The organism is Isorropodon fossajaponicum endosymbiont JTNG4, from assembly GCF_016592615.1.
Classification (GTDB): Bacteria; Pseudomonadota; Gammaproteobacteria; order PS1; family Pseudothioglobaceae; genus Ruthia.
Map to the genome: position 1 here is coordinate 815,585 of NZ_AP013043.1, position 21,879 is coordinate 837,463.

General features: G+C 37.2%; 24 protein-coding genes and 3 pseudogenes. 10 read left to right on the plus strand and 17 right to left on the minus strand.

Annotation, left to right across the window (positions count from 1 at the left end):
• Positions 1–24 precede the first annotated feature (24 nt).
• Both CVFO_RS04835 and CVFO_RS04840 read right to left on the minus strand, forming a co-directional pair.
• Positions 25–1,131 (minus strand): annotated as a pseudogene (locus CVFO_RS04835) (IS3 family transposase).
• A 193-nt stretch (positions 1,132–1,324) separates the two neighbouring features.
• On the minus strand, positions 1,325–1,462 hold the full coding sequence (locus CVFO_RS04840; protein WP_201338940.1) for a hypothetical protein: 138 nt from the start codon (positions 1,460–1,462) through the stop codon (positions 1,325–1,327).
• Positions 1,463–1,753: 291 nt separating this feature from the next.
• Between CVFO_RS04840 and CVFO_RS09215 the strand changes: the two genes are divergently transcribed.
• From CVFO_RS09215 to tatC, 7 genes are all read left to right on the plus strand, one after another.
• Complete coding sequence (locus CVFO_RS09215; RefSeq protein WP_342590992.1) at positions 1,754–1,945, plus strand: hypothetical protein; 192 nt, start codon at positions 1,754–1,756, stop codon at positions 1,943–1,945.
• A gap of 6 nt (positions 1,946–1,951) precedes the next feature.
• The gene (locus tag CVFO_RS09220; RefSeq protein WP_342590993.1) at positions 1,952–2,359 is read left to right on the plus strand and encodes a transposase; all 408 of its coding nucleotides are present in this window, start codon (positions 1,952–1,954) and stop codon (positions 2,357–2,359) included.
• Between the two features lie 284 nt (positions 2,360–2,643).
• Positions 2,644–3,024: a phosphoribosyl-AMP cyclohydrolase gene (hisI, locus tag CVFO_RS04850; protein ID WP_201338941.1), complete on the plus strand. Its 381-nt coding sequence runs from the start codon at positions 2,644–2,646 to the stop codon at positions 3,022–3,024.
• Positions 3,017–3,334 carry a phosphoribosyl-ATP diphosphatase gene (locus tag CVFO_RS04855; protein ID WP_201338942.1) on the plus strand — a complete coding sequence of 106 codons (318 nt, stop codon included), beginning with the start codon at positions 3,017–3,019 and terminating at the stop codon, positions 3,332–3,334. Before hisI ends, CVFO_RS04855 begins: the two co-directional genes overlap by 8 nt.
• A gap of 18 nt (positions 3,335–3,352) precedes the next feature.
• Entirely contained in the window at positions 3,353–3,565 is a 213-nt protein-coding gene (tatA, locus tag CVFO_RS04860; protein WP_201338943.1) for a twin-arginine translocase TatA/TatE family subunit, read from the plus strand.
• Between the two features lie 3 nt (positions 3,566–3,568).
• Positions 3,569–3,871: a Sec-independent protein translocase protein TatB gene (gene tatB / locus CVFO_RS04865; protein ID WP_201338944.1), complete on the plus strand. Its 303-nt coding sequence runs from the start codon at positions 3,569–3,571 to the stop codon at positions 3,869–3,871.
• Complete coding sequence (tatC, locus tag CVFO_RS04870; RefSeq protein WP_201338945.1) at positions 3,871–4,737, plus strand: twin-arginine translocase subunit TatC; 867 nt, start codon at positions 3,871–3,873, stop codon at positions 4,735–4,737. Before tatB ends, tatC begins: the two co-directional genes overlap by 1 nt.
• 4 nt (positions 4,738–4,741) lie before the next feature.
• Here the strand turns inward: tatC and CVFO_RS04875 are convergent, their stop codons facing one another.
• From CVFO_RS04875 to CVFO_RS04945, 15 genes and pseudogenes are all read right to left on the minus strand, one after another.
• Entirely contained in the window at positions 4,742–5,326 is a 585-nt protein-coding gene (locus CVFO_RS04875; RefSeq protein WP_201338946.1) for an ANTAR domain-containing response regulator, read from the minus strand.
• Positions 5,323–5,763, minus strand: coding sequence for a CBS domain-containing protein (locus CVFO_RS04880; protein ID WP_201338947.1), 441 nt, complete (start codon positions 5,761–5,763; stop codon positions 5,323–5,325). The genes CVFO_RS04875 and CVFO_RS04880 overlap by 4 nt, the downstream gene beginning before the upstream one ends.
• Before the next feature lie 192 nt (positions 5,764–5,955).
• Positions 5,956–6,627 carry a TorF family putative porin gene (locus CVFO_RS04885; RefSeq protein ID WP_201338948.1) on the minus strand — a complete coding sequence of 224 codons (672 nt, stop codon included), beginning with the start codon at positions 6,625–6,627 and terminating at the stop codon, positions 5,956–5,958.
• 82 nt (positions 6,628–6,709) lie between these two features.
• Positions 6,710–7,921, minus strand: a complete 1,212-nt coding sequence (gene amtB / locus CVFO_RS04890) for an ammonium transporter AmtB (protein ID WP_201338949.1) — start codon at positions 7,919–7,921, stop codon at positions 6,710–6,712.
• 9 nt (positions 7,922–7,930) lie between these two features.
• Positions 7,931–8,278 (minus strand): P-II family nitrogen regulator, encoded by a 348-nt coding sequence (locus CVFO_RS04895; protein ID WP_201338950.1) that lies wholly within the window; start codon positions 8,276–8,278, stop codon positions 7,931–7,933.
• Between the two features lie 299 nt (positions 8,279–8,577).
• Complete coding sequence (locus tag CVFO_RS04900; protein ID WP_225879215.1) at positions 8,578–10,473, minus strand: helix-hairpin-helix domain-containing protein; 1,896 nt, start codon at positions 10,471–10,473, stop codon at positions 8,578–8,580.
• A gap of 11 nt (positions 10,474–10,484) precedes the next feature.
• Positions 10,485–11,639, minus strand: a complete 1,155-nt coding sequence (locus tag CVFO_RS04905; RefSeq protein ID WP_201338951.1) for an NlpB/DapX family lipoprotein — start codon at positions 11,637–11,639, stop codon at positions 10,485–10,487.
• Positions 11,640–11,641: 2 nt separating this feature from the next.
• A complete protein-coding gene (gene dapA, locus CVFO_RS04910) occupies positions 11,642–12,532 on the minus strand; it encodes a 4-hydroxy-tetrahydrodipicolinate synthase (RefSeq protein WP_425352095.1) in 891 nt (296 codons plus the stop codon).
• Positions 12,533–12,646: 114 nt separating this feature from the next.
• Positions 12,647–13,837: pseudogene (locus tag CVFO_RS04915) on the minus strand (ammonium transporter).
• Between the two features lie 46 nt (positions 13,838–13,883).
• On the minus strand, positions 13,884–14,222 hold the full coding sequence (locus CVFO_RS04920) for a P-II family nitrogen regulator (protein WP_201338952.1): 339 nt from the start codon (positions 14,220–14,222) through the stop codon (positions 13,884–13,886).
• Positions 14,223–14,554: 332 nt separating this feature from the next.
• Entirely contained in the window at positions 14,555–14,929 is a 375-nt protein-coding gene (locus CVFO_RS04925; protein ID WP_201338953.1) for a hypothetical protein, read from the minus strand.
• A gap of 104 nt (positions 14,930–15,033) precedes the next feature.
• A pseudogene (locus CVFO_RS04930) lies at positions 15,034–16,140 on the minus strand (IS3 family transposase).
• A gap of 368 nt (positions 16,141–16,508) precedes the next feature.
• The gene (locus CVFO_RS04935) at positions 16,509–16,796 is read right to left on the minus strand and encodes a nucleotidyltransferase domain-containing protein (RefSeq protein ID WP_201338954.1); all 288 of its coding nucleotides are present in this window, start codon (positions 16,794–16,796) and stop codon (positions 16,509–16,511) included.
• Positions 16,797–17,022: 226 nt separating this feature from the next.
• Positions 17,023–17,352, minus strand: coding sequence for a Grx4 family monothiol glutaredoxin (gene grxD / locus CVFO_RS04940; protein ID WP_201338955.1), 330 nt, complete (start codon positions 17,350–17,352; stop codon positions 17,023–17,025).
• Between the two features lie 66 nt (positions 17,353–17,418).
• Positions 17,419–18,006 (minus strand): class I SAM-dependent methyltransferase, encoded by a 588-nt coding sequence (locus CVFO_RS04945; RefSeq protein ID WP_201338956.1) that lies wholly within the window; start codon positions 18,004–18,006, stop codon positions 17,419–17,421.
• Between the two features lie 59 nt (positions 18,007–18,065).
• Between CVFO_RS04945 and trhP the strand changes: the two genes are divergently transcribed.
• The 3 genes from trhP to CVFO_RS04960 all read left to right on the plus strand — a co-directional run bounded on the left by trhP (position 18,066) and on the right by CVFO_RS04960 (position 21,776).
• Complete coding sequence (gene trhP / locus CVFO_RS04950) at positions 18,066–19,421, plus strand: prephenate-dependent tRNA uridine(34) hydroxylase TrhP (protein WP_201338957.1); 1,356 nt, start codon at positions 18,066–18,068, stop codon at positions 19,419–19,421.
• 61 nt (positions 19,422–19,482) lie between these two features.
• Positions 19,483–21,285, plus strand: a complete 1,803-nt coding sequence (dxs, locus tag CVFO_RS04955) for a 1-deoxy-D-xylulose-5-phosphate synthase (protein WP_201338958.1) — start codon at positions 19,483–19,485, stop codon at positions 21,283–21,285.
• On the plus strand, positions 21,282–21,776 hold the full coding sequence (locus CVFO_RS04960; protein WP_201338959.1) for a DUF2062 domain-containing protein: 495 nt from the start codon (positions 21,282–21,284) through the stop codon (positions 21,774–21,776). Before dxs ends, CVFO_RS04960 begins: the two co-directional genes overlap by 4 nt.
• The last annotated feature ends 103 nt before the right edge of the window (positions 21,777–21,879 follow it).

A 21,879-nucleotide genomic window follows, 5' to 3' on the forward strand; every position in this document is an offset into this window, starting at 1 on the left:
TGCTCTAACCTACTTGGACACATTTCAAGCCGCTTTTTTCAATTCAGCCATCTTTTGAGCAGGTGTTAAATACCCAATCGCTGAATGAATCCTTTTGTAATTATACAAGTAGATATAACCCTCTACATTTTGCACGACTTCACTATGATTTGCAAAACTTTGATAATTTAATCTCTCAGTCTTCAGACTTCTAAAGAAACGCTCCATGACCGCATTATCCCAACAATTACCTCGCCTGCTCATGCTTTGAGTAATGTTGTTCTTGTTGCAATAATCAATAAAAACTTTAGAAGAGTATTGAGTCCCTTGATCAGAGTGGAACATGTGTTTATTTGTATTGGGCTGGTGTCTAGACACAGCATTACTAAGCGCATCCTTTGCCAACTGAGCATTAGGCTGTTTTGACAATGCCCAACCAACAACTTGTCTTGAGCCTAAATCCAACACACTGGCTAAATAACTCCCACCTTGATAGGTTTTGATATAGGTAATATCACCAACCCAATGCGTATTAATTGATTGCTGCTCAAACACACGATTTAATAGGTTTTTTGCCTTTTTAAACATCAATCTAGTATTAGGGTAATAATGACGCTTTCTTGGGCGTATGGCAACTACATTGGCTTTTTTCATTAGCGTTGCAGTTTGGTAAATACCAATGTTATAACCTTGGTTATTCAAAACTACTCGCATTCTGCGTTTGCCATAGGTGTATCCAACTTCAATAGCAGTTTGTTTGATTAATTTAATCATAGCGTTGGTGTTGTTGTTTACTCGCTTATCTTTGACTTGATAGTAATAACTACTGCGAGGAAGTTTGAGTAATGCTCATAATTCTTTAGTATTGTATTGTTGGCAAGCCTTGTTTATCTTGATAATCATATCACTTGGTGATTGTCCACAGCGAACAAGGCTGTTGCCTTTTTTAAGATTTCATTGTCCCTTTGTGCGCGCCAAAGTTGTTTCTCAAGCAGTTGTATTGTTTGTTGTTCAGAAGTCAGCGCTTTGCCTGACTCTGGTGTTTGTCCACCAAGCTCTGCTAGGTATTGTTTTCTCCATCTGCTAACTGCTGAGGAGCAAGCTCCTGATATTATCATGATTTTTTTTATTGGTGTAATTCTCATGCACCATGAGTTTGGCATAATCTAGTGTTCCCCCCTCAAGGGGGTATTGAACAGAATGTTCAACGGTAAAAGTCACTCGTTGTTTTCTTGATTTATATTGTGTCATTACTGACCTCCTTATGGTTTGTATTATAAGGCTATCTTTGTGTCCAAGTAGGTTAGAGCATTGCACACTCACCGAAACCCTACATTTCCCTAAATCATGCCTTCATTGTGAAGATCCGCCACTGAATCAAACGTTCTAATGATTGAATAACTCGTCTTGCTGGCATGGACAAGTCCACATCAATATTCAAGCCTTCCCGATTGTAATCATCGACAACATTGTGGATTGCCACCAAGACTGTGAGAATAAAAAGTATTTACACCTAACTCATTGCCTCTAAACCATTTAGCTTCTAAATTTTTTGCAATGCGTTCGTATTCTTGATTACATAGTTTTCCTGAACGATTCTTAAACTCTTTATTATAATTGATGAGGAACTTCCTATTGCTTGCAACGATGTATTTGCAAACGAACTTGTTATAACTCCTGTAAATAAAAAACAACTAAAAAACATTAAAAAATTCATATCAAATACCCACAATATTTAAAAAATAAATTTAATTGTAGATAAGAAATATTTCAATTGTATGACAAGATATTAAAATATTCTGAAAATCCCACTTCAAAGCGCACCACACCTGCAGATATTCCACAACACATCATTCAAAGAGGCAATAATAAACAAGCGTGCTTTTCCAGTGAATTGGACATGAAAGCTTATCTTAAATGGCTTACAGACTTTTCAGCTCAATACGGTGTGGCAATTCATGCTTAAGTACTAATGACTAACCATATCCACTTACTTTGCACGCCAACAACAGATAATGGCATTAGTAAAATGATGCAATCTGTGGGAAGAATGTACGTTAGCTATTTTAATCACCAACACAATCGCACCGGCACACCTTGGGAGGGGCGTTACAAATCTTCTATCATTCAATCACAAAAATATTTATTAAGCGTTTATCGTTACATTGAACTTAATCCTGTTCGTACTGGCATGGTTAAAAGCCCTAATGAATACAGCTGGTCAAGCTATAATCACAATGCGCTGGGCATTGAGAATGATTTGATCATACCGCATGATGAATATCTATCACTCGGTGAGACGAAAAAAGCAAGGCAGATAGCCTATATTGAATTGTTTGGTAGTGAGATAGAAGGGAAATTATTAACCAATATTAGATAAACAGCAAACAAAGGCTTGGCATTGGGTAATGAGGATTTTATTCAATAAATTGAGAGTTTGACCAATGTGAGAGTTAGCAGTAGAAAAGCAGGAAGACCAAGAAAGAAAATTGATGAATAAATTACACTCTAACCCTAATTATTGTGTTTTTCACTGCTTAATGAAAAATTATCTAAATTTGCAAACACATCAACACTTAGCAAAAAATACAAAATAAATAATTTCATACAAAACCTACTATCTGGCGGTAAAATCAACTATTTTATCTTAGGTCTTTATAAAGAGTGGACGCATTAAAGCAAACAAAATTTGACGATGAAGGCTTGATACCCGCCATTGCTCAAGATTTTAAAACAGGGGAAATCTTGATGTTTGCTTGGATGAATCAAGAGTCTTTAGCGCTAACCATTGAAAAGCAGCGCGCAGTCTATTATTCTAGATCACGCCAAAAACTTTGGTTTAAAGGCGAACAGTCGGGATATACGCAACTTATTAAAAAAATCTTTACAGATTGCGATAATGACGTTATCCTACTCAAGGTAGAACAGGTTGGTGGTATTGCTTGTCATACAGGCAGAAAATCATGCTTTTTCCAACAACTAGATAAAAACAATTGGAAAACCGTTGCTAACGTATTAAAAAATCCGAAAGATATTTATGGATGATATACTAACAAAATTAGAACAAGTTTTAGAGCAAAGAAAATCTGCCAAAGCAGATGAATCGTATGTCTCATCCTTGTACAATAAAGGCACAGATGAAATTTTAAAAAAAATTGCTGAAGAATCTGCTGAGGTGATTATGGCAGCTAAAGATGGTGCTAATGATAAAATCATCTATGAGGTGGCCGATCTTTGGTTTCACACGCTTGTATTACTTCGTTTTAAAGAGATAAAAGTAGAACAAATAACGAATGAATTATCCAGACGATTTGGCTTGTCTGGTTTACAAGAAAAAGCCAATAGAGACAACTAAATAATAGGAGAAAAAACCATGATGCCAGGACCATTTGAACTGATTATCATTTTAGTAATCGTACTACTTCTTTTTGGCGGAAAACGCTTAAAAAACATTGGTGGTGATTTAGGTAATGCCATTAAAGGCTTTAAAAAATCTATGAAAGAAGAGCCGACCGACCAAATTGACACAAAAGATGATATTGTTGAAGCCAAAATCATTAAAGAAGACACAAAACAAGAAAAATAAACCATGTTTGATGTTGGCTTTTGGGAATTTGCCTTAATTGGTATTATTGCACTCATTATAGTTGGGCCAGAACGCATGCCCGCATTTGCTAGAAAAGCAGGCACTTATGTTGGCAGAGCTAAGCGTTTTATTGCCAATACTCAGGATGATATTAGTGATGAACTTGAGATTGATAAACTCAAAGAGCATCTAAACACTGTGGATAAAAAATCTAATATTTTAGAAATTTTTGATGACACGAAAAATACTTTAAGTGACACCAAAAACACCTTGAATGATATTGAAAATAATACTAATCAAAAATAATGACCAGTAAAGAAATGACTTTTGTTCAGCATTTAGTTGAACTTCGCAATATTTTATTGCACTCGGTTATTGCTATTTTGATTATTTTTATTGGCATATTCCCTTTTGCTAATGAAGTTTATGGCTTTATTGCAGCGCCCATTATTAACGTACTGCCTGAAGATACCAACATTATTGCCATCGGCGTTATATCGCCATTTTTGACACCCTTAAAAATGGCGCTCATTATTGCTGTCTACGCAGCCATGCCCTATCTTTTATACCAAATCTGGTCGTTTGTTGCGCCTGCACTTTACAAGCACGAAAAGCAAATGATTTTGCCATTGGTTGTCTCGTCGACCATTTTATTTTATACAGGATTGTTGTTTTCTTTTTATGTGGTTTTTCCTGTTATATTTGGCTTTCTATCTAGTGTTGGTCCTAATATTGTTGACTTTACCCCAGATATTCAATATTACCTAGACTTTGTGCTCAAAGTTTCTTTTGCCTTTGGCGTGGCTTTTGAAGTGCCTATTGCCACAATTTTGCTGATTATGTTTGGCATAACAACGGTCGAAAAATTAAAGAGCAACCGGCCCTATGTCATTATTGGTGCTTTTGTTTTAGGTATGTTGTTAACACCACCTGATATCATCTCTCAAACCTTAATTGCAATTCCAATGTGGTTGTTATTTGAAGCAGGTCTGATTTTTGCACCATTATTCAAACAAAACAAGCAAGAAACGCCTGATGAGCCTTCTCCAAACCCTGGCAAAAATTCTTCAGAAAAAGAAGCGGCCTCAGATAATGACGATTGGAGTGATGATGAAATGGAGGCAGAGATGGAAAAAATTGATGCTGAAATGGAAAAATTAGATAAAGAATAAGACCCTACTCTAATAATTCAAAAGCATTAATCACACTTTCAGCCACATCAACAATGCGCTTATTTTTATTCATGGCCATTTTACGTAACGACTGGTAGGCTTCATCTTCATTGACACCCTTGTGTTGCATTAACAAGCCTTTGGCTTTTTCAACTGCTTTACGCTCTGAAAGCAGATTACGTGTCGCATCAAGCTCGTCTTTAAGTGCTTGAAACTCTCTAAATCTAGCAATCGCTACATCAATAATAGGTTGCACTCTATTCTCTTCAAGTCCATCAACAATATAAGCATGAACGCCAGATTTAATAGCAGAGCTTGCCATTCCAGGATCTGATTCTTCAGTAAACATAACAATAGGCTTAGGTTTGGTTTTGTTAATGTCTGTCAAATTTGCAAACACTTGTTCATCAGGAATATCTGCATTAACAATCACCACATCCGCATGCGTCATTTCATTACTATCTTGTAAGTTTGAACTGTCACTCATGCGACAAATCACTTCATGACCCTTATCTTGCAAGGCTCTACGTAACATGGCTGAACGCCCTGTATTTTTATCAACTAAGATAATTTTTAAAGCGGTATTCACTTAATACGTGATTTAAAAATAGCTCTATGCACATCACCGATACTAACAATGCCAACTAATTTATTGTTGTGAGTTACTGGGATTCTTCTAAAATTTCTAAGCCACATAGTGGATGCTGCTTTAAGGCATGGCATACTTAAATCAATGCTAGCAACATCTTTAGTCATCAATTCGCCCACTTTAACATTCATGGTATCTTTGTAATTATGCTCCATATTTTCAAAGTCAAAATGTGTATCACTCATCACTTCATCTAATTTTGGAAACATGTGTTGTAGAATATCTTTTTCAGAGATAATGCCGACTAAATTGTTATCATCATCTACCACTGGCGCGCCACTAATATGATCCATCACCATAATAATAGCAATGTCTTTGACCAGCTGATCAGGGGTGACTGTTTTCACATTGGTTGACATAATATCTTGAACTTGCATGTTTATACCTCAGTATCTTTTATTAAAACTTTCATTCTACCTGATTTCTCTTAAATTCAAATAAAACATAAGGCAAAATACCTTATGTTTTTTTGATAAAAGTTTTTACCTTGTTAAATGCAATTAACAAGGTAAATAACAATTTTTTATATAAAACCAAACTTGGCTAGCAATGCAGAATCCTTTAATATATTAAAAACTTTTGCCAATACTAAAAACAATATGACTCTCGCTATCACCCTCTGTTGGTTTGGATTTATTCCAGACAATGGCATAATCAAGTTCACCCATAGATTTGGCAAGTGTTATAGAATGGTATTTATTACTATCTTTATAATCGCCATATACTAATGTGGTATCTATGCCTGATAATTCTAAATTATAAGACAATTCTAAATTATCGCTTGCGCCATCAATACCCTTGTACTGGGTCAATCCAAAGCCCTTGTAAGATGTACCTACATAAACTTCTTCAAAATTAGCAGCGGTTGCATTTAGATATTGATAACTGATATAGCCAACTTCATAATCAACCTGCTTATAACTCATGGCATATGAAGCATATAAATCCATTTCAATAGAAGCATCTTTTCCATTAGCATCTTTAAAACTAACATTTGAACCCCACACCCCAAGTGCAAATCCATTGTTAAAATCATAATCCAACCCACCTGAGATAGTCACTTCTTTCTCATAATTGCTTGCACTATCAACATGTTGTGCTAGCCCTCTCCAAATGTAATCATTAGCAATAGTAATACTGCCACTAATGGGTGATTGCACTTCTTCAGCTAAAGATGCAAAACTCATTGTTGAAGTTAAGCCAATGGCTAATAATAATATTTTTTTTGTCTTGTTTTTCATATTTTTCCTTGTTTTAATTTTAAAAAAATTTTGTTTAAAGCAAGCGCCAAAAACGCTTATTTTTTTGTGTTGCTTATTGTCTTTATTTAGTGAACTCAGGGTAAGCTTCTAGGCCACATTCTGAAATATCAACACCTGAGAATTCTTCCTCTTCAGAAACTCGAATACCCATCACTGCCTTAAGCACCAGCCACAACACCATTGAAGTGCCAAATACCCAGATAAAAATTGTTCCTGCACCTGCCAACTGGCCACTAAATGACACGCTACTATTGGTTAATGGCACTGCTAACAAACCCCATAAGCCAACCACACCATGAACAGAAATTGCACCCACTGGATCGTCAATTTTGAATACTTTATCTAGAGCATTAATCGAAAATACCACCAAAATACCACCAACAGCACCAATTAATGTCGCTTCTAAAGCGCCCGGTGTGTCTGGACCCGCGGTAATTGCCACCAATCCAGCCAATGCACCATTAAGCGCCATGGTTAAGTCTGCCTTACCCCATAGTAATTTAACCAATAATAATGCTGCAATTACGCCACCTGCTGCTGCTGCATTTGTATTTAAAAATACCATTGCTACTGCATTAGCGCTTTCCTTGCTTGCCATTGCTAGCACTGAACCGCCATTAAACCCAAACCAGCCCATCCACAAAATAAACGTCCCTAAGGTTGCCATTGGCATATTAGCACCAGGAATCGCTCTAGAATTGCCTTGAGCATCATATTTACCCTTACGAGCACCTAGCACTAATACACCAGCCAAAGCTGCTGCTGCACCTGCCATATGCACAATACCTGAACCTGCAAAATCAGCAAAACCTAAATCAGCCAATTTAAACAAACCAAAGACTGCATCACCATTCCAAGTCCAAGCACCTTCCATTGGATAAATCACTGCTGTAAATACAACGACAAAGGCAAAAAAAGCAAACAGCTTCATTCTTTCTGCTACTGCACCTGAAACAATTGACATTGCTGTTGCAACAAATACGACTTGAAAGTAAAAGTCTGCTGCATTTGAATATTTATCGCCCGTGCCACTAATGCCGTCTAATAAAATACCGCCACCATACATAATGTCATAACCAACCACCATATACATCGTACAAGCAATTGCAAACAGACCAATATTTTTGGTCAAAATTTCAGCTGTGTTTTTACTACGAACCAACCCCGCTTCTAGCATCGAAAAACCAGCAGCCATCCACATAACTAATGCACCCATTACTAAAAAGTAAAAAGTATCTAGGGCGAATTGCATTTCAATTAATGTATTTTCCATGTTGTCTCCTTATAGTGCTACTGAGCCAGTTTCACCCGTACGAATACGAAGTACCTGCTCTAATGATGAAACAAATATTTTTCCATCGCCAATCTTACCCTCACCTTCTGATTTAGCAGCAGTGCTAATAGCCTCAACCACACTATTAACCTGATCTGCTGCAATGGCAATTTCTAGTTTAACTTTGGGTAAAAAATCCACCGTATATTCTGCGCCACGATAAAGCTCTGTATGTCCTTTTTGACGACCAAAGCCTTTGACTTCTGTAGCTGTAATGCCTGAAACACCAATCACAGAAAGTGCCTCTCTAACATCATCGAGCTTAAACGGCTTAATAATTGCTGTTACCATTTTCATTTAACTTCTCCTTTTTTAAAAACAAAAAAAGCCAGTCGTTATGCTTGTACAAAAATACAAACTTAACGACTGGCTTCAATACCTTATTGTCAGTTCCATCATGAAACTGACAAAAAAAAAGACGTTTATCTAAAATTCCTTTTGCAAGAAATCTAAATAAACGTCTATGTTCTTTGCTAAGCACCCGCCTTTGGGTGCTAACTGCTGGTAATTATAACCATAAAAACAAAGCAATGCTATTTTTTTATTAAAAAAACAAAATTGTATCATAAGTACTGTTTGTACTCATTATTGCATGGTTAAATTTTAGATAAATAATCAGCTTCAGTCATCACTGCCACGCTAAACTTTTCAGCATCTTGGATTTTCTTTTGTCCAACTTTATCACCAATAACTAAGTAATCTATTTTGGCACTAATAGCAGTTGAAACTTTAATACCAATTGACTTGGCGTGTTTTTTCATGTCATCTCTTGAATGGCTCATTTTGCCAGTAAAAACAATCTTTTTATTAAACAGTTCATGTGTTAATGTTTGCAGATATTTGGTTAGTATGGTTGTTTCCAAATTAAAACCATATTGATATAATTGATTAAATTCATCAGTAATAGAGGCCAACCTTTGTACAATTATTTGCGCTGTTAATTCAGCAAAGCCATCAATATTAACTATTTGTTCTAAATTTAAATCAAAAATATCATTCAAATGATGGGACTTTAAAAGGTTTTCACAATTGCCCAAACCCATTCGATGTACGCCAAATGCTGCTAAAAAACGCCAGTCTTCAACCTGTTCACTAACAGAACGGTTTAATTGGCTAATAAGGTTTATACTGGTTTTTTCGCCAAACCCCATTGCCACTAAATGCTCTATATTTAAAGCATAAATTTGTGAAACTGACCTAATATCATGCGCATATAACTTTTCAATAGTAGCAATACCAAAACCATCATTATTAGCTAATATCTTAAAAAAATAGGCCATTTTTCCAACAATTTGAGTAGGGCAATTTTCATGATTAATGCACATTAGAAAATCTGCTTCCCAAACAAGTGGCTTGTCGCAACTTGGGCAATTATCAGGAATGTCAACAGGCATAGGTTTTAGTACGGATACAATTTTAGGAATAACCAACCCAGAGCGAGTTAATTCAACCAGACTACCAGCACCCAAGCCTTGCTCTTTCACTAACCCGTAATGATGCCCTGTTGCACGTACAATGGTTGCGCCACTTAACAAGGTGGGTTCTAGCTCTGCCACTGGGGTTATTTTTCCACTACGTCCTACTTGAGGTGTCACGCTGAGCACTTTGACTTGTGCTTTGTCTTTATTTTCTTTAAAGGCAATTTGCCAGCGGTGGAATTTTCGATTAGCGCCCATTTGGGTTTTTAAATCAGCATTAATTACCTCAAAAACCACGCCGTCTACATCAAAATCTACCATCACCAATACCTGAGCAACAATTTGGTCAAATTTAGCAGCTAATTCAGCCACAAGACCTGACCAAGTGGGTAATTGAACAAACGGAACAAACAAAGCGGCTTTATCTATAATGGTCTTTTGGACTTGCTCATCTAAGGCTTTTTCTTTAATAAGACTGGCTTGAAAATTACGTGGATATTCAAAACTGTGTGCTAAATATTTTTCAAAATAGCTTTTTTTAATCACAATTTCACCTGCACCAAGTCCACGCTCAGCATCGTTAAAAACACACAAGCCTCGCTCGAATACTCGGGAAATATCGCTGCCTTTTTTGCCATCACCTCGCGTATAAAGCCGATGGCCATCATCAAATCCAGCAAAGCCGTCTAGTTTAGGCGTGGCTTTGATTTGAATGGCACTCAAATCTAGTCCAATCTGCATGGCTGATTTTTCTAAGCGTTCTATCCATTTGCTCACTTCATCCCATGAGTATGCCTTATCAATAGAAAGCATTGCCTCTGGTAATAAAACTTTTTCCTCAGAAAAAACCTGCCCTTCTGGCTCTATAGATTTGAGTAATGGATTGTCGGGGTCTCTATTTTTAAGTGCAGCAAGATAAATAAAATCATAATCTTGGTCGCTAATAATAGGCTTTCCAGCTCGATAAGCTAGATTGGCTATTTGGCAAAATTGTGCTAATTCTTCATCTAACAACTCAACCACCAATATCTCTTGGCGGATGAGTTTATCAACAATGTCTTGTGACAGCGTCACCCTTTATTTAACTAAAACTGCTTGGCAATATCGCCTAAGAATTGATAACTAAAGTCAATTGTTGCTTGCTTATTCTCTTCAGATAAATCATTAAAGTAAACTTCTGTTATATTGCTGTCAATCTGCCTAACAACAATTTGAAAAGACTTTTTAATCGCGTCATCGCCAAACATTCTTGAGAATATACCCTTGTCCTCTTCTTTAGCAATATTGATATAAAAACTACCTTCTTTAACATCTTTATCCTCAACATCAATACCAAGTTGGTCCAATGCCCAGCCGATATTATTCCAAGTTTCATATTGCGTTAATGAGAACACCAGCTTGGCATAACCACCAATACTTTTAGCAACCTTCACCGTTAACTCTTGTTGCTCTCTAGCAGCCATAATTTTCTCTCTAGCAAGAGTATGATCACTACCTAAAAAGGTCATTAATCGATATAGCATTTCTGTTTCAAGTGTGTGATCTTTGGCTTGAAATTGCCAAATGGTATTTTCATCATCACTGCCTTTATTGGTCAATACTTCTTGCATTGAAGTAAGTGATAAATAAACCTCGGTCTTATTGCCATTGTCAGTGGGCTCAATACGAAGTCGATATTTATCAGCAATCGGTAGTGTGTATCTAGTTTTTGTTGCCTTTCTGAGCATAGAGCGAATAAAACCCAAAGATTGGTCAGGAATTTCTGGATGATTTTCTAAAAAATCAGTCTCCATCACCCCAATTTTTTTATTAGCTTTCTTGATAATAAAACCGTGAGACTTAAAGAAGCCTTTAGCCAAACCCCATACTGCATCCGGTTTTTTATCAACCACCAACCAACGAAGACTGCCAGATTTCATCACCTCAACATTAGAAGGTGTTCTTAAAACATTTGAAGCCTCCTTGATGGTGCTGTCTTTTTCAGAGAAACTAATCAAATCCTCTTGAATATTGGCAACATACTCACTTAACTTTAAGGCGTTTTGGGCACTGGGTTTGGTTAAATCTGGTGGGACTTCTAGAGAAGTTAATGTTTTATTTAAATAATATTTAATGTCTCTTTCACCAAGCCCATCTTGTTTTTGTTTTTCTTTACCACCTAAAGAAATACAACCACCTAAAGAAATACAACCACCTAAAGAAAACACCAAAAGCAGTGTTGTTAATTTTCTGATTACCATTATTATATAACTCCTAAATTGGATAAATCTTGCTCTAGCATTGCTTGAGCTTGTTGTGATAGTGTTGTTAAGGGCAAGCGAATGCCATGATTGCACTTGCCCATTTTAAACATTGCCCATTTAACAGGGATTGGATTGGATTCAATGAACAAATGTTGATGCAAACCAGCCAGTGGTGCATTGGTTGATTCTGCTAATTCTCTGTCACTCTCAAGCGCGAATTGATAAGCACAAGCCACCTGCTTTGGTGCAACATTAGCCGTCACAGAAATGCCACCATGTCCACCCATTAAAATAAATTCAACCGCTGTTGCATCATCACCACTATAAAGCAAAAAGTCATCCGCACATTGTTCAATCAATGCCTTTGCAACATTCAAATCACCCGTTGCATCTTTAATGCCGATAATATTATCAATATTGGACAAACGAAGTGCTGTTTCTACGCAGAGATCAACCGCCGTTCTACTAGGCACATTATATAAAATTTGATCAATATCTACTGTTTCAGCAATCAACTTATAATGCTGATACAATCCCTCTTGAGTCGGCTTATTGTAATACGGCGTGACCAAAAGACAAGCATCCGCACCAATTGCTTTAGCAGCTTTAGTAAACTCAATAGCTTCAGAAGTCGAATTTGCACCCGTGCCAGCAATGACTGGAATGCGCGAATTGGCAAATTCAACCGTTGCCCGCATCACTTCAATATGCTCATCCTGATTAAGCGTTGCACTTTCGCCTGTGGTACCCATCGAGACAATTGCTTTAGTGCCAGCATCAATATGAAACGCCACCAATGATTTTAGCGTATCAAAATCTATCGACCCATCATCAAACATTGGGGTGATTAGGGCGACCATTGAGCCAGTTAGTGGATGATTTATACGCACTTTGATTACTTAATAAAACTAATTAGTGTGGATTATATACGAATCCGTTTTTATCAACATAAAAAACCTGCTAATGGTTTAACAATAAGCAGGTTCAATTAAGCTTAGTTTAGCTTACAAATCGTAGCCTTTTTCTTCATGAGAAACAATGTCCAAACCCTGTTGTTGTTCCTCTTCACCCACTCTTAACCCGTTATGACATCCACCACTTTAAGAATAAGATAAGTGGCAACAGCCGTATAAACAACCGTTGCCACTACACTTGTGAATTGAATTTGTAATTGGTCAGCAATTACAATTGCCTCACGATCCCAGCCACCTTTGTCCAGAAAAAATACCCAACTCTTTAGAAGCAAAAAAACCTGCCATTAAGGTGCCAATAATACCACCCACACCATGCACAGGAAATACATCTAATAAATCATCAATTTTAAATTTTTGCTTGATGATAATCACTGCATTAAAATACACAATACCCGCAATAAATCCAATTACTAAAGCACCTGTAGGGCCTACAAAACCTGAGGCTGGTATAATTTTGTCCCCAAGCCTGCGACCATGCCTGTTACTGTACCTAATTGCACCCGTTGCCGCTGAGATGTGCGTCACCAAAATAGCCGTCGCCGCATCCCCACCTGCTGTCAAAACAGAACCACCATTAAAACCAAACCAAACCAACCCACCCACAACACTGCTACACCCGTAATGGCCATGGTCATATTATGCGACGGTTGGGTTTTTTAAAAAACCTTTTCTAGGTCCTAAAACAATAGCCGCTACTAACGCTGAAATACCCGCAGTAATATGAACACCAGCATAGTCAAGCACATTGCCTAGCCAGCCACCACCCCACACCCAATGCGTGATAGGTGCATAAACCACTAATAACCAAATAGAGCTAAATAGAGCTAAATAATAACACCGCTGAAAATTTCATTCTTTCTGCATAGCCACTAATAATCAAAGCTGGGGTAATAATAGCGAATGTCATTTGAAACATGGCAAACAAAGATTCTGGAATTGAGCCATTGACCGTATTTATACTGACTTGCGCCAAAAGCACATTAGAAAAATCACCAAAGTAAGGATTATCACCTGAAAAAGCAATAGAATAACCCACTACAAACCACTGACAATGCCCGTAATGGAAAAACACTGTATTAATATTGATAAGATATTTTTAGTGCGAACCAAGCCACCATAAAATAACGCCAAACCTGGCAATGTCATAAACAACACCAAAGCCGTTGATGTCATTATCCAGGCCGTATCAGCACCATTAATCTCTTGTGCAAACACACCCATTGGCAAGCACGCCAATATTGCTAATATTTTCTTCACTACTAACTCCTCAAAGCGCGTCTTTATCGGTTTCGCCTGTACGAATACGAACCACTTTGTCTAAATTGGTCACAAAAATTTTGCCATCACCCACCTTGCCAGAATTAGCCACATTACTAATCACCTCAATCACTTCATCAAGTCTTGAAGCCTCAATCGCAATTTCTAATTTAATTTTAGGCAAAAAGTCAATTTGATACTCTGCTCCTCGATACAACTCTGTGTGTCCTTTTTGACGACCAAAACCTTTCACCTCAGTTACCGTTACGCCAGATACGCCAACCTCAGATAACGCCTCTCTAACATCGTCTAATTTATGCGGTCTTAAAATTGCTGTCACAAACTTCATATATCCCTCCTATTTTTGTCATTCATCTAGATAATCATGCAATTTTCATTGCCATACATCGCTTGATTATAGAAATTATTTAAAAAAAAGCAATAGCCCGTAGCGGTCTTTTATAGATATTTGAAGACATAATTAAACCATTTGTAACTGATATGTAATCATTGCCTTTATTTATTAACACTAAGAGCATAGTTTAAAAAACCACGGTTTGCATGGCTATTAGTATTACTATTAAAAACTACTTAATTTAATACAATACCATCAATCCCAAAATCATTTACCCTGCACTGATTCCTAAGCTTTTTAGCTCAAAAATATGTGCGCCACTAGATTCACTCACAAAGCCAACACTTTCTTGACGCCATCCCGCCGCCCGCTTGTGCTGAATAAACTGCGCCTGCCTTTTCTCCGTCAATATAAAGTTGTGTTTCAACTTTACGATTTGCATTAACCCAATAATCAAATTGATATTGCTGATTAGCACCTAACTCAATCTCTTGTTGCCAAAAAGCTTTAGCCTCGCCTAAAGTAGAGTCATCAACCATTAAAAACTTACCAGAGCTTCCCAAGCCAAAAGTATCACCCAAACCCCAGTTAGGTGGCGTATCAACAATCGCTAAAGTATCATGCCCTCGTGCTTGAGTAAGGATTTGATAATCTGTTTGAAAAGCTTGATTGCCGCTTTCAAAGTCACCATTTATAACCACACCAGTTGTATCTGTTAGTACAACTTCTTTTAGATTGATTTCATCAATACTAAAGTCATTAGGCTTTTAAGTTCAAATAGTGCTCTAACCTACTTGGACACATTTCAAGCCGCTTTTTTCAATTCAGCCATCTTTTGAGCAGGTGTTAAATACCCAATCGCTGAATGAATCCTTTTGTAATTATACAAGTAGATATAACCCTCTACATTTTGCACGACTTCACTATGATTTGCAAAACTTTGATAATTTAATCTCTCAGTCTTCAGACTTCTAAAGAAACGCTCCATGACCGCATTATCCCAACAATTACCTCGCCTGCTCATGCTTTGAGTAATGTTGTTCTTGTTGCAATAATCAATAAAAACTTTAGAAGAGTATTGAGTCCCTTGATCAGAGTGGAACATGTGTTTATTTGTATTGGGCTGGTGTCTAGACACAGCATTACTAAGCGCATCCTTTGCCAACTGAGCATTAGGCTGTTTTGACAATGCCCAACCAACAACTTGTCTTGAGCCTAAATCCAACACACTGGCTAAATAACTCCCACCTTGATAGGTTTTGATATAGGTAATATCACCAACCCAATGCGTATTAATTGATTGCTGCTCAAACACACGATTTAATAGGTTTTTTGCCTTTTTAAACATCAATCTAGTATTAGGGTAATAATGACGCTTTCTTGGGCGTATGGCAACTACATTGGCTTTTTTCATTAGCGTTGCAGTTTGGTAAATACCAATGTTATAACCTTGGTTATTCAAAACTACTCGCATTCTGCGTTTGCCATAGGTGTATCCAACTTCAATAGCAGTTTGTTTGATTAATTTAATCATAGCGTTGGTGTTGTTGTTTACTCGCTTATCTTTGACTTGATAGTAATAACTACTGTGAGGAAGTTTGAGTAATGCTCATAATTCTTTAGTATTGTATTGTTGGCAAGCCTTGTTTATCTTGATAATCATATCACTTGGTGATTGTCCACAGCGAACAAGGCTGTTGCCTTTTTTAAGATTTCATTGTCCCTTTGTGCGCGCCAAAGTTGTTTCTCAAGCAGTTGTATTGTTTGTTGTTCAGAAGTCAGCGCTTTGCCTGACTCTGGTGTTTGTCCACCAAGCTCTGCTAGGTATTGTTTTCTCCATCTGCTAACTGCTGAGGAGCAAGCTCCTGATATTATCATGATTTTTTTTATTGGTGTAATTCTCATGCACCATGAGTTTGGCATAATCTAGTGTTCCCCCCTCAAGGGGGTATTGAACAGAATGTTCAACGGTAAAAGTCACTCGTTGTTTTCTTGATTTATATTGTGTCATTACTGACCTCCTTATGGTTTGTATTATAAGGCTATCTTTGTGTCCAATAAAATTAGACTATTGCAATCAAGAAAATCATTAGCACTGTCAAACCACTCTTCATAGTCTATTATTGCCATTTTCTTACATGCTTTTTGGGTTAAGTTCCCCGGTACAGCCAACTCCCTCCTATTAAACTCATACAACACAATCCCCTGACCCTTAAATATCAGTAAAGAAGTATTGCCCTTCTTTAAGCGAATTATTAACCTCATCTAGCGTATGTATAGTCAAGTTACATTATCCTCAATCGTATTCCACAAATCAAGCTTTGCCACCAAGTCATACTGATTAACAATCACTAAAATATCATAATCACTAATATAACCAGTCTCTGGTTTATTCACCCACTTACCTGTAGCGTGCGAACCAAACAGAATAACCTTAATTAACTTACCTGTTTTCCTTTTTCCTGATGCTGCACTTACAACTGAATCAAACTCTTCGCGAATGACCTGGAGAATTCGCCTTAAATGGGTTTGCTTATTGCTAGGTAAATGGTCTAAAGAATCTTTCATTTAGTTTGGTTAAGGGTGTTTATTGGTTAGGTGTTAATGTTCATTGTTGACAAAGATTATACAGATACAGTGATAGGTATAAAGTAGAGGATAGAGCTTGATTATTGTTATGATCAAAGTAGTGAAAACTCCGCCTCCACTACTTCAAGAATAAAAAGATAAAACCCTTTGAAAGTGATACTACATGTATTGATTGCATAGTAATTGTATCAATACATTAAAAACATTACTTGGCTTCGAACTTTTTGCTGGCTTTTTCCATTTCACCTTTTAAAGTACCCATCTCAGCCATTTCAACAATAATATCCCCACCACCCACTAACTCTGAATTAAAATAAATTTGAGGAAATGTTGGCCAGTCTGCAAATGCAGACAGGTTTTGAAAGACTTCTTGATCTTCAAAAATATTAACATAGGCAAACTCAACACCTGTTGAGGCAAGCGTTTTCGCTGCTGTAGCAGAAAAACCACATTGTGGAAATTGTGGCGTGCCCTTCATATAAAGCACAACTGCTGCACTATCTACTTGCTGTTGAATTCTGTCCATTACGTCCATTGTATTACTCCTTTAATGTTTAATTGCTGAGTATTTTACTCATATATTATTATTTTACAAATATTTCTATTTAATCGCCTGAGAAATTGTGTATTTTTGCCCTTGTTTGAGTTTTTTATAATTATTAAATACAGATTTAAAATTGTCTTTAATAAAATGTCTTAAACCATTGATGGTTACAAATGTTATTTTACCGCCTGGTTTTAACGCATCATAAGCATCATGCAAAATAATACTAAGCTGTTCTCTGCCTACTTTTGCGGGTACGTTTGATAATATTTGATCAAAATAATTTATTTTGTTGACACTTAAAAACGCATCTGACAAATAAGCCTGAGCATTGTCAATATGGTTAAGTTTGGCATTGATGTTTGACAACTCAACAGCAACAAAATCTTTATCCACCATGTGCACCTCTGCTTGTGAACAAGACTTGGCAACTGCCAAGCCAATAGGACCATAACCACAGCCTAAATCAAGGCATTTGTCATTATTGGCAATTTTTAAATGCTTCATGAATAATTCAGTGCCATCATCAATAGAGCGAGGGCTAAATACACCCCAACGCGTTTTTAGAGTTAAACCAACCCCAAGTAACTTTGTTTGAATGGTTAGATCTTGCTTTAATCTTGGAATGTCTTTTTTTGTAAACATATCGCGCCCTATTATACATAAGGGTATTTAATAAACTGCTGCTGATAAAATACACGACCATGAACAGACCAGAACTACTCTCCCCTGCCGGTAGCCTTAAACATATGCGCTATGCTTATGCTTATGGTGCAGATGCTATCTATGCAGGGCAGCCAAGATATAGCCTTAGAGTGCGTAACAACTCATTTGATGCCAAAACTTTAGAACAAGGCATACTTGAGGCGCATGCAAATAATAAAAAATTCTTTGTTGCCTCAAACATAATTCCACACAATAGCAAGATTAAAACCTACATGAAGGATATTGAGCCTATTGTTAATCTTAATCCTGATGCTTTGATTATGGCAGACCCTGGTTTAATTATGATGGTGAAAGAAAAATTCCCCAATCAAGTGATTCATTTATCAGTTCAGGCAAATGCGGTTAACTACGCAACGGTGAAATTTTGGAAAAATGCAGGTATTAGTCGCATTATTCTTTCTCGTGAATTGTCGTTAGATGAAGTTAAAGAAATTCGCCAAGAATGCCCAGATATTGAACTAGAAGTATTTGTACATGGTGCACTGTGTATTGCCTATTCTGGTCGTTGCCTATTGTCAGGCTATTTTAATCACCGTGACCCAAACCAAGGTTCATGCACCAACTCTTGTCGTTGGAAATATGATGTTAAAGAAGCCGAAGAAACCCTTGAGGGTGATATTCAAGCAGTTGAAATTAAAACCCCTGAAAATCAAGTTGTGTTGCTTGAAGAGCAAGGTCGCCCTGGTGAGTTAATGCCAGCTTTTGAGGATGAGCATGGCACTTATATCATGAATTCCAAAGACTTACGCGCCGTTGAACACGTACACACACTTACAGCTATGGGCATTGATTCACTCAAAATCGAGGGCAGAACCAAATCACATTACTACGCTGCACGCACAGCACAAGTATATCGACAAGCCATTGATGATGCAGTTGCAGGTCGTGAGTTTGATAAAGATGCCTTTGGTGTGCTAGAAAATCTTGCCAATAGAGGGTATACCGATGGCTTTTATCAAAGACACCAGCCAGAAGAATTGCAAACTTATTTTGATAATTATTCACGCTCAAATAAGCAACAAGTGGTGGGGGAGATTCTAGATTATAAAGATGGTAAGGCGTTTATCGAAGCCAAAAATAAATTTAGTGTGTGTGATTCCATTGAAGTTATCTTGCCCGATGGTTGTTTTAATACCACGGTTGAATCAATGATAACTGAACATAACGAAGTGTTGGAGGTTGCTAAGGGTAGCGGCTATCGAGTATGGATTCCGATGCGTGAAATAAAGCCAGAACTTGGCTTTATCGCTAGAAATTTTGATGAAAAAATTAAAATTAAAAACAAAAATATTAAAAAAGACCCCTCGCTAAAAATTCGCCGCCCTTCTTGGTAGTTTACAAATAGCCTTATTATTACCAGTATAATGATGTCTTTTTAAGTTAAGTCTCTATTAGGTGTTAAATTCAATAACGTCCCCTGCAGATATTAAACAACTTGACATTGCACAATTGCAGTCTTTAGCTGAAGAAGTGCGTACATTTTTAATTGAGAACATTCAAAAAACAGGTGGCCACTTAGCGCCCAACCTTGGCACAATTGAGATGACCATTGCCATGCATTATGTGTTTGACACACCTTATGATAGCTTTGTCTTTGATGTTGGGCATCAGGCTTATACCCATAAAATCCTCACAGGTCGTCTTAACAAAATGCACACATTGCGTCAAAAAGACGGGTTGTCAGGTTTTACAAAACGTAGCGAAAGCGAGCACGATAGCTTTGGTGCTGGACATTCATCAACCTCAATTAGTGCCGCTTTAGGCATTGCTATTGGTAATGGCATTAATAATAGTGATGGTAAATCTATTGCTGTGATTGGCGATGGCGCACTCACAGGTGGCATGTCATTTGAAGCACTCAACCATGCAGGTGATAGTGATGCAGACTTGCTCATTATCCTAAATGACAATGATATGTCAATATCAAAAAATGTGGGTGCTATGAGTAAATACCTTACCAAGCTTATCTCTGGCAAGGTTTATTCAACCATGAAATCAAAGTCATTAGGATTTTTAGAAAAAATGCCTAAAATCCATGAATTTGCCAAACGCTCAGAAGAGCACCTTAAAGGCATGGTTTTGCCTAGCACTTTGTTTGAGGAATTAGGGCTTGATTATTTTGGACCTATTGATGGGCATGATTTACCAACCTTAATCCAAACGCTACAAAACCTAAAACAACAAACAAAACCAAGACTTTTACACATTATTACCAAAAAAGGTTACGGGCTTGAAACAGCAGAGAACGACCCATGCAAGTTTCATGGTGTAGCACCTGCTTCATTAAACGCTTCCAACCTACCCAGTTACAGTACTGTATTTGGTACTTGGCTAAATAACACCGCACTTCATCATAAAAATCTAATTGCGATTACACCCGCCATGTGCACTGGGTCTGGCATGAGCGAATTTGAAAAGAATTATCCTAAGCAATATTTTGATGTGGGCATTGCAGAGCAGCATGCCATTACTTTTGCAGGTGGGCTTGCCACCCAAGGCTTAAAGCCGATAGTGGCTATCTATTCTACTTTTTTACAACGTGGTTATGACCAACTCATTCATGATATTGCACTACAAAATCTAGGTGTTATTTTTGCAATTGACCGTGCTGGATTAGTGGGTAGCGATGGTGCAACCCATGCAGGCAGTTTTGATTTGAGTTTTTTAAGATGTATTCCCAACTTAACCATTATGGCACCAAGTAATGCAATGCAAATGTATCAAATGCTTAATACTGCATTTGAAACCAACAGCACTATTTGTATACGCTACCCTAGAGGCACATCAGACATTCAAAATTACATCACTGATAAAAAAATTCCACTAGGTAAAGCAAAAATTATACTTGAAGGCTCTAATGTAGCAATTTTTGCTTTTGGTATTATGGTTAAAAGTGCACTTGCTGCGGGTAAAAAATTAAGTGCAACGGTGGTTAATATGCGTTTTGTTAAGCCACTTGATGAAGCATTAATTATTAAATTAGCCAGTTCACACGCCAAACTTATCTCCATTGAGGATAATGCCATCACAGGTGGTGCAGGCAGTGCAATCAGTGAACTTCTACATCAAAAAAATATCAAAACACCTCTAAGCATTTTAGGTTTGCCAGACAAGTTCAGCGAGCAAGGCGAGCAACAAGAATTGTATGACTTGTATGGGTTAAATGAAACAGGTATTATCAATGCTGCACGTTCATGAAAAAACTATTAAAACGCTACAGTCCTAACACGAATGAGTTAAAAAATAACAAGCACTTAGGCTGGCTTGGTAAGCATTTTCACCATCCAAGCTTGTGGAATTTTAATAGAAAGTCTATCTCTAAAGCATTTGCAGTTGGATTGTTTTGTGCGTTTATTCCCATACCCTTCCAAATGCTATTGGCTGCACCAATTGCGGTCATATCTAGTGCAAACTTACCACTATCTATTGCACTGGTTTGGATCACCAACCCTATTACCATGCCAGTTATTTTTTATGGTTGCTATAAACTTGGTGCTTGGATTTTGGATGTTAGTATCGAGAATAGCTTTGTGATGTCACTTGAGCATGTTTGGCAAGTGTTTGATGTTATTTGGCAGCCTTTCTTGCTTGGATGCTTGATTGTCTCTATCACCAGCTCAGTACTTGGCTATTTATTGATACAATTTATTTACCGCTACAAAGTTTACAAAAGAATCAAAGGTCTCTAGGTTTTTTAGTCTAAATTTTCACCTCCTCATTTACCAAAAACCTTACTAGTCATTTGTCATATATTTTGATTAACTGCTGTAGAAAACACTCCTATTTATCATT

Bases quoted from the DNA above. Each gene is read 5' to 3' on its own strand.
- CVFO_RS09220 (WP_342590993.1), top strand. From the start codon at position 1,952: ATGACTAACCATATCCACTTACTTTGCACGCCAACAACAGATAATGGC.
- CVFO_RS04855 (WP_201338942.1), top strand. From the start codon at position 3,017: ATGGATGATATACTAACAAAATTAGAACAAGTTTTAGAGCAAAGAAAA.
- tatA (WP_201338943.1), top strand. From the start codon at position 3,353: ATGATGCCAGGACCATTTGAACTGATTATCATTTTAGTAATCGTACTA.
- tatB (WP_201338944.1), top strand. From the start codon at position 3,569: ATGTTTGATGTTGGCTTTTGGGAATTTGCCTTAATTGGTATTATTGCA.
- tatC (WP_201338945.1), top strand. From the start codon at position 3,871: ATGACCAGTAAAGAAATGACTTTTGTTCAGCATTTAGTTGAACTTCGC.
- CVFO_RS04880 (WP_201338947.1), bottom strand. From the start codon at position 5,763: ATGCAAGTTCAAGATATTATGTCAACCAATGTGAAAACAGTCACCCCT.
- CVFO_RS04885 (WP_201338948.1), bottom strand. From the start codon at position 6,627: ATGAAAAACAAGACAAAAAAAATATTATTATTAGCCATTGGCTTAACT.
- amtB (WP_201338949.1), bottom strand. From the start codon at position 7,921: ATGGAAAATACATTAATTGAAATGCAATTCGCCCTAGATACTTTTTAC.
- CVFO_RS04895 (WP_201338950.1), bottom strand. From the start codon at position 8,278: ATGAAAATGGTAACAGCAATTATTAAGCCGTTTAAGCTCGATGATGTT.
- CVFO_RS04905 (WP_201338951.1), bottom strand. From the start codon at position 11,639: ATGGTAATCAGAAAATTAACAACACTGCTTTTGGTGTTTTCTTTAGGT.
- CVFO_RS04920 (WP_201338952.1), bottom strand. From the start codon at position 14,222: ATGAAGTTTGTGACAGCAATTTTAAGACCGCATAAATTAGACGATGTT.
- CVFO_RS04935 (WP_201338954.1), bottom strand. From the start codon at position 16,796: ATGAAAGATTCTTTAGACCATTTACCTAGCAATAAGCAAACCCATTTA.
- grxD (WP_201338955.1), bottom strand. From the start codon at position 17,352: ATGGACGTAATGGACAGAATTCAACAGCAAGTAGATAGTGCAGCAGTT.
- CVFO_RS04945 (WP_201338956.1), bottom strand. From the start codon at position 18,006: ATGTTTACAAAAAAAGACATTCCAAGATTAAAGCAAGATCTAACCATT.
- trhP (WP_201338957.1), top strand. From the start codon at position 18,066: ATGAACAGACCAGAACTACTCTCCCCTGCCGGTAGCCTTAAACATATG.
- CVFO_RS04960 (WP_201338959.1), top strand. From the start codon at position 21,282: ATGAAAAAACTATTAAAACGCTACAGTCCTAACACGAATGAGTTAAAA.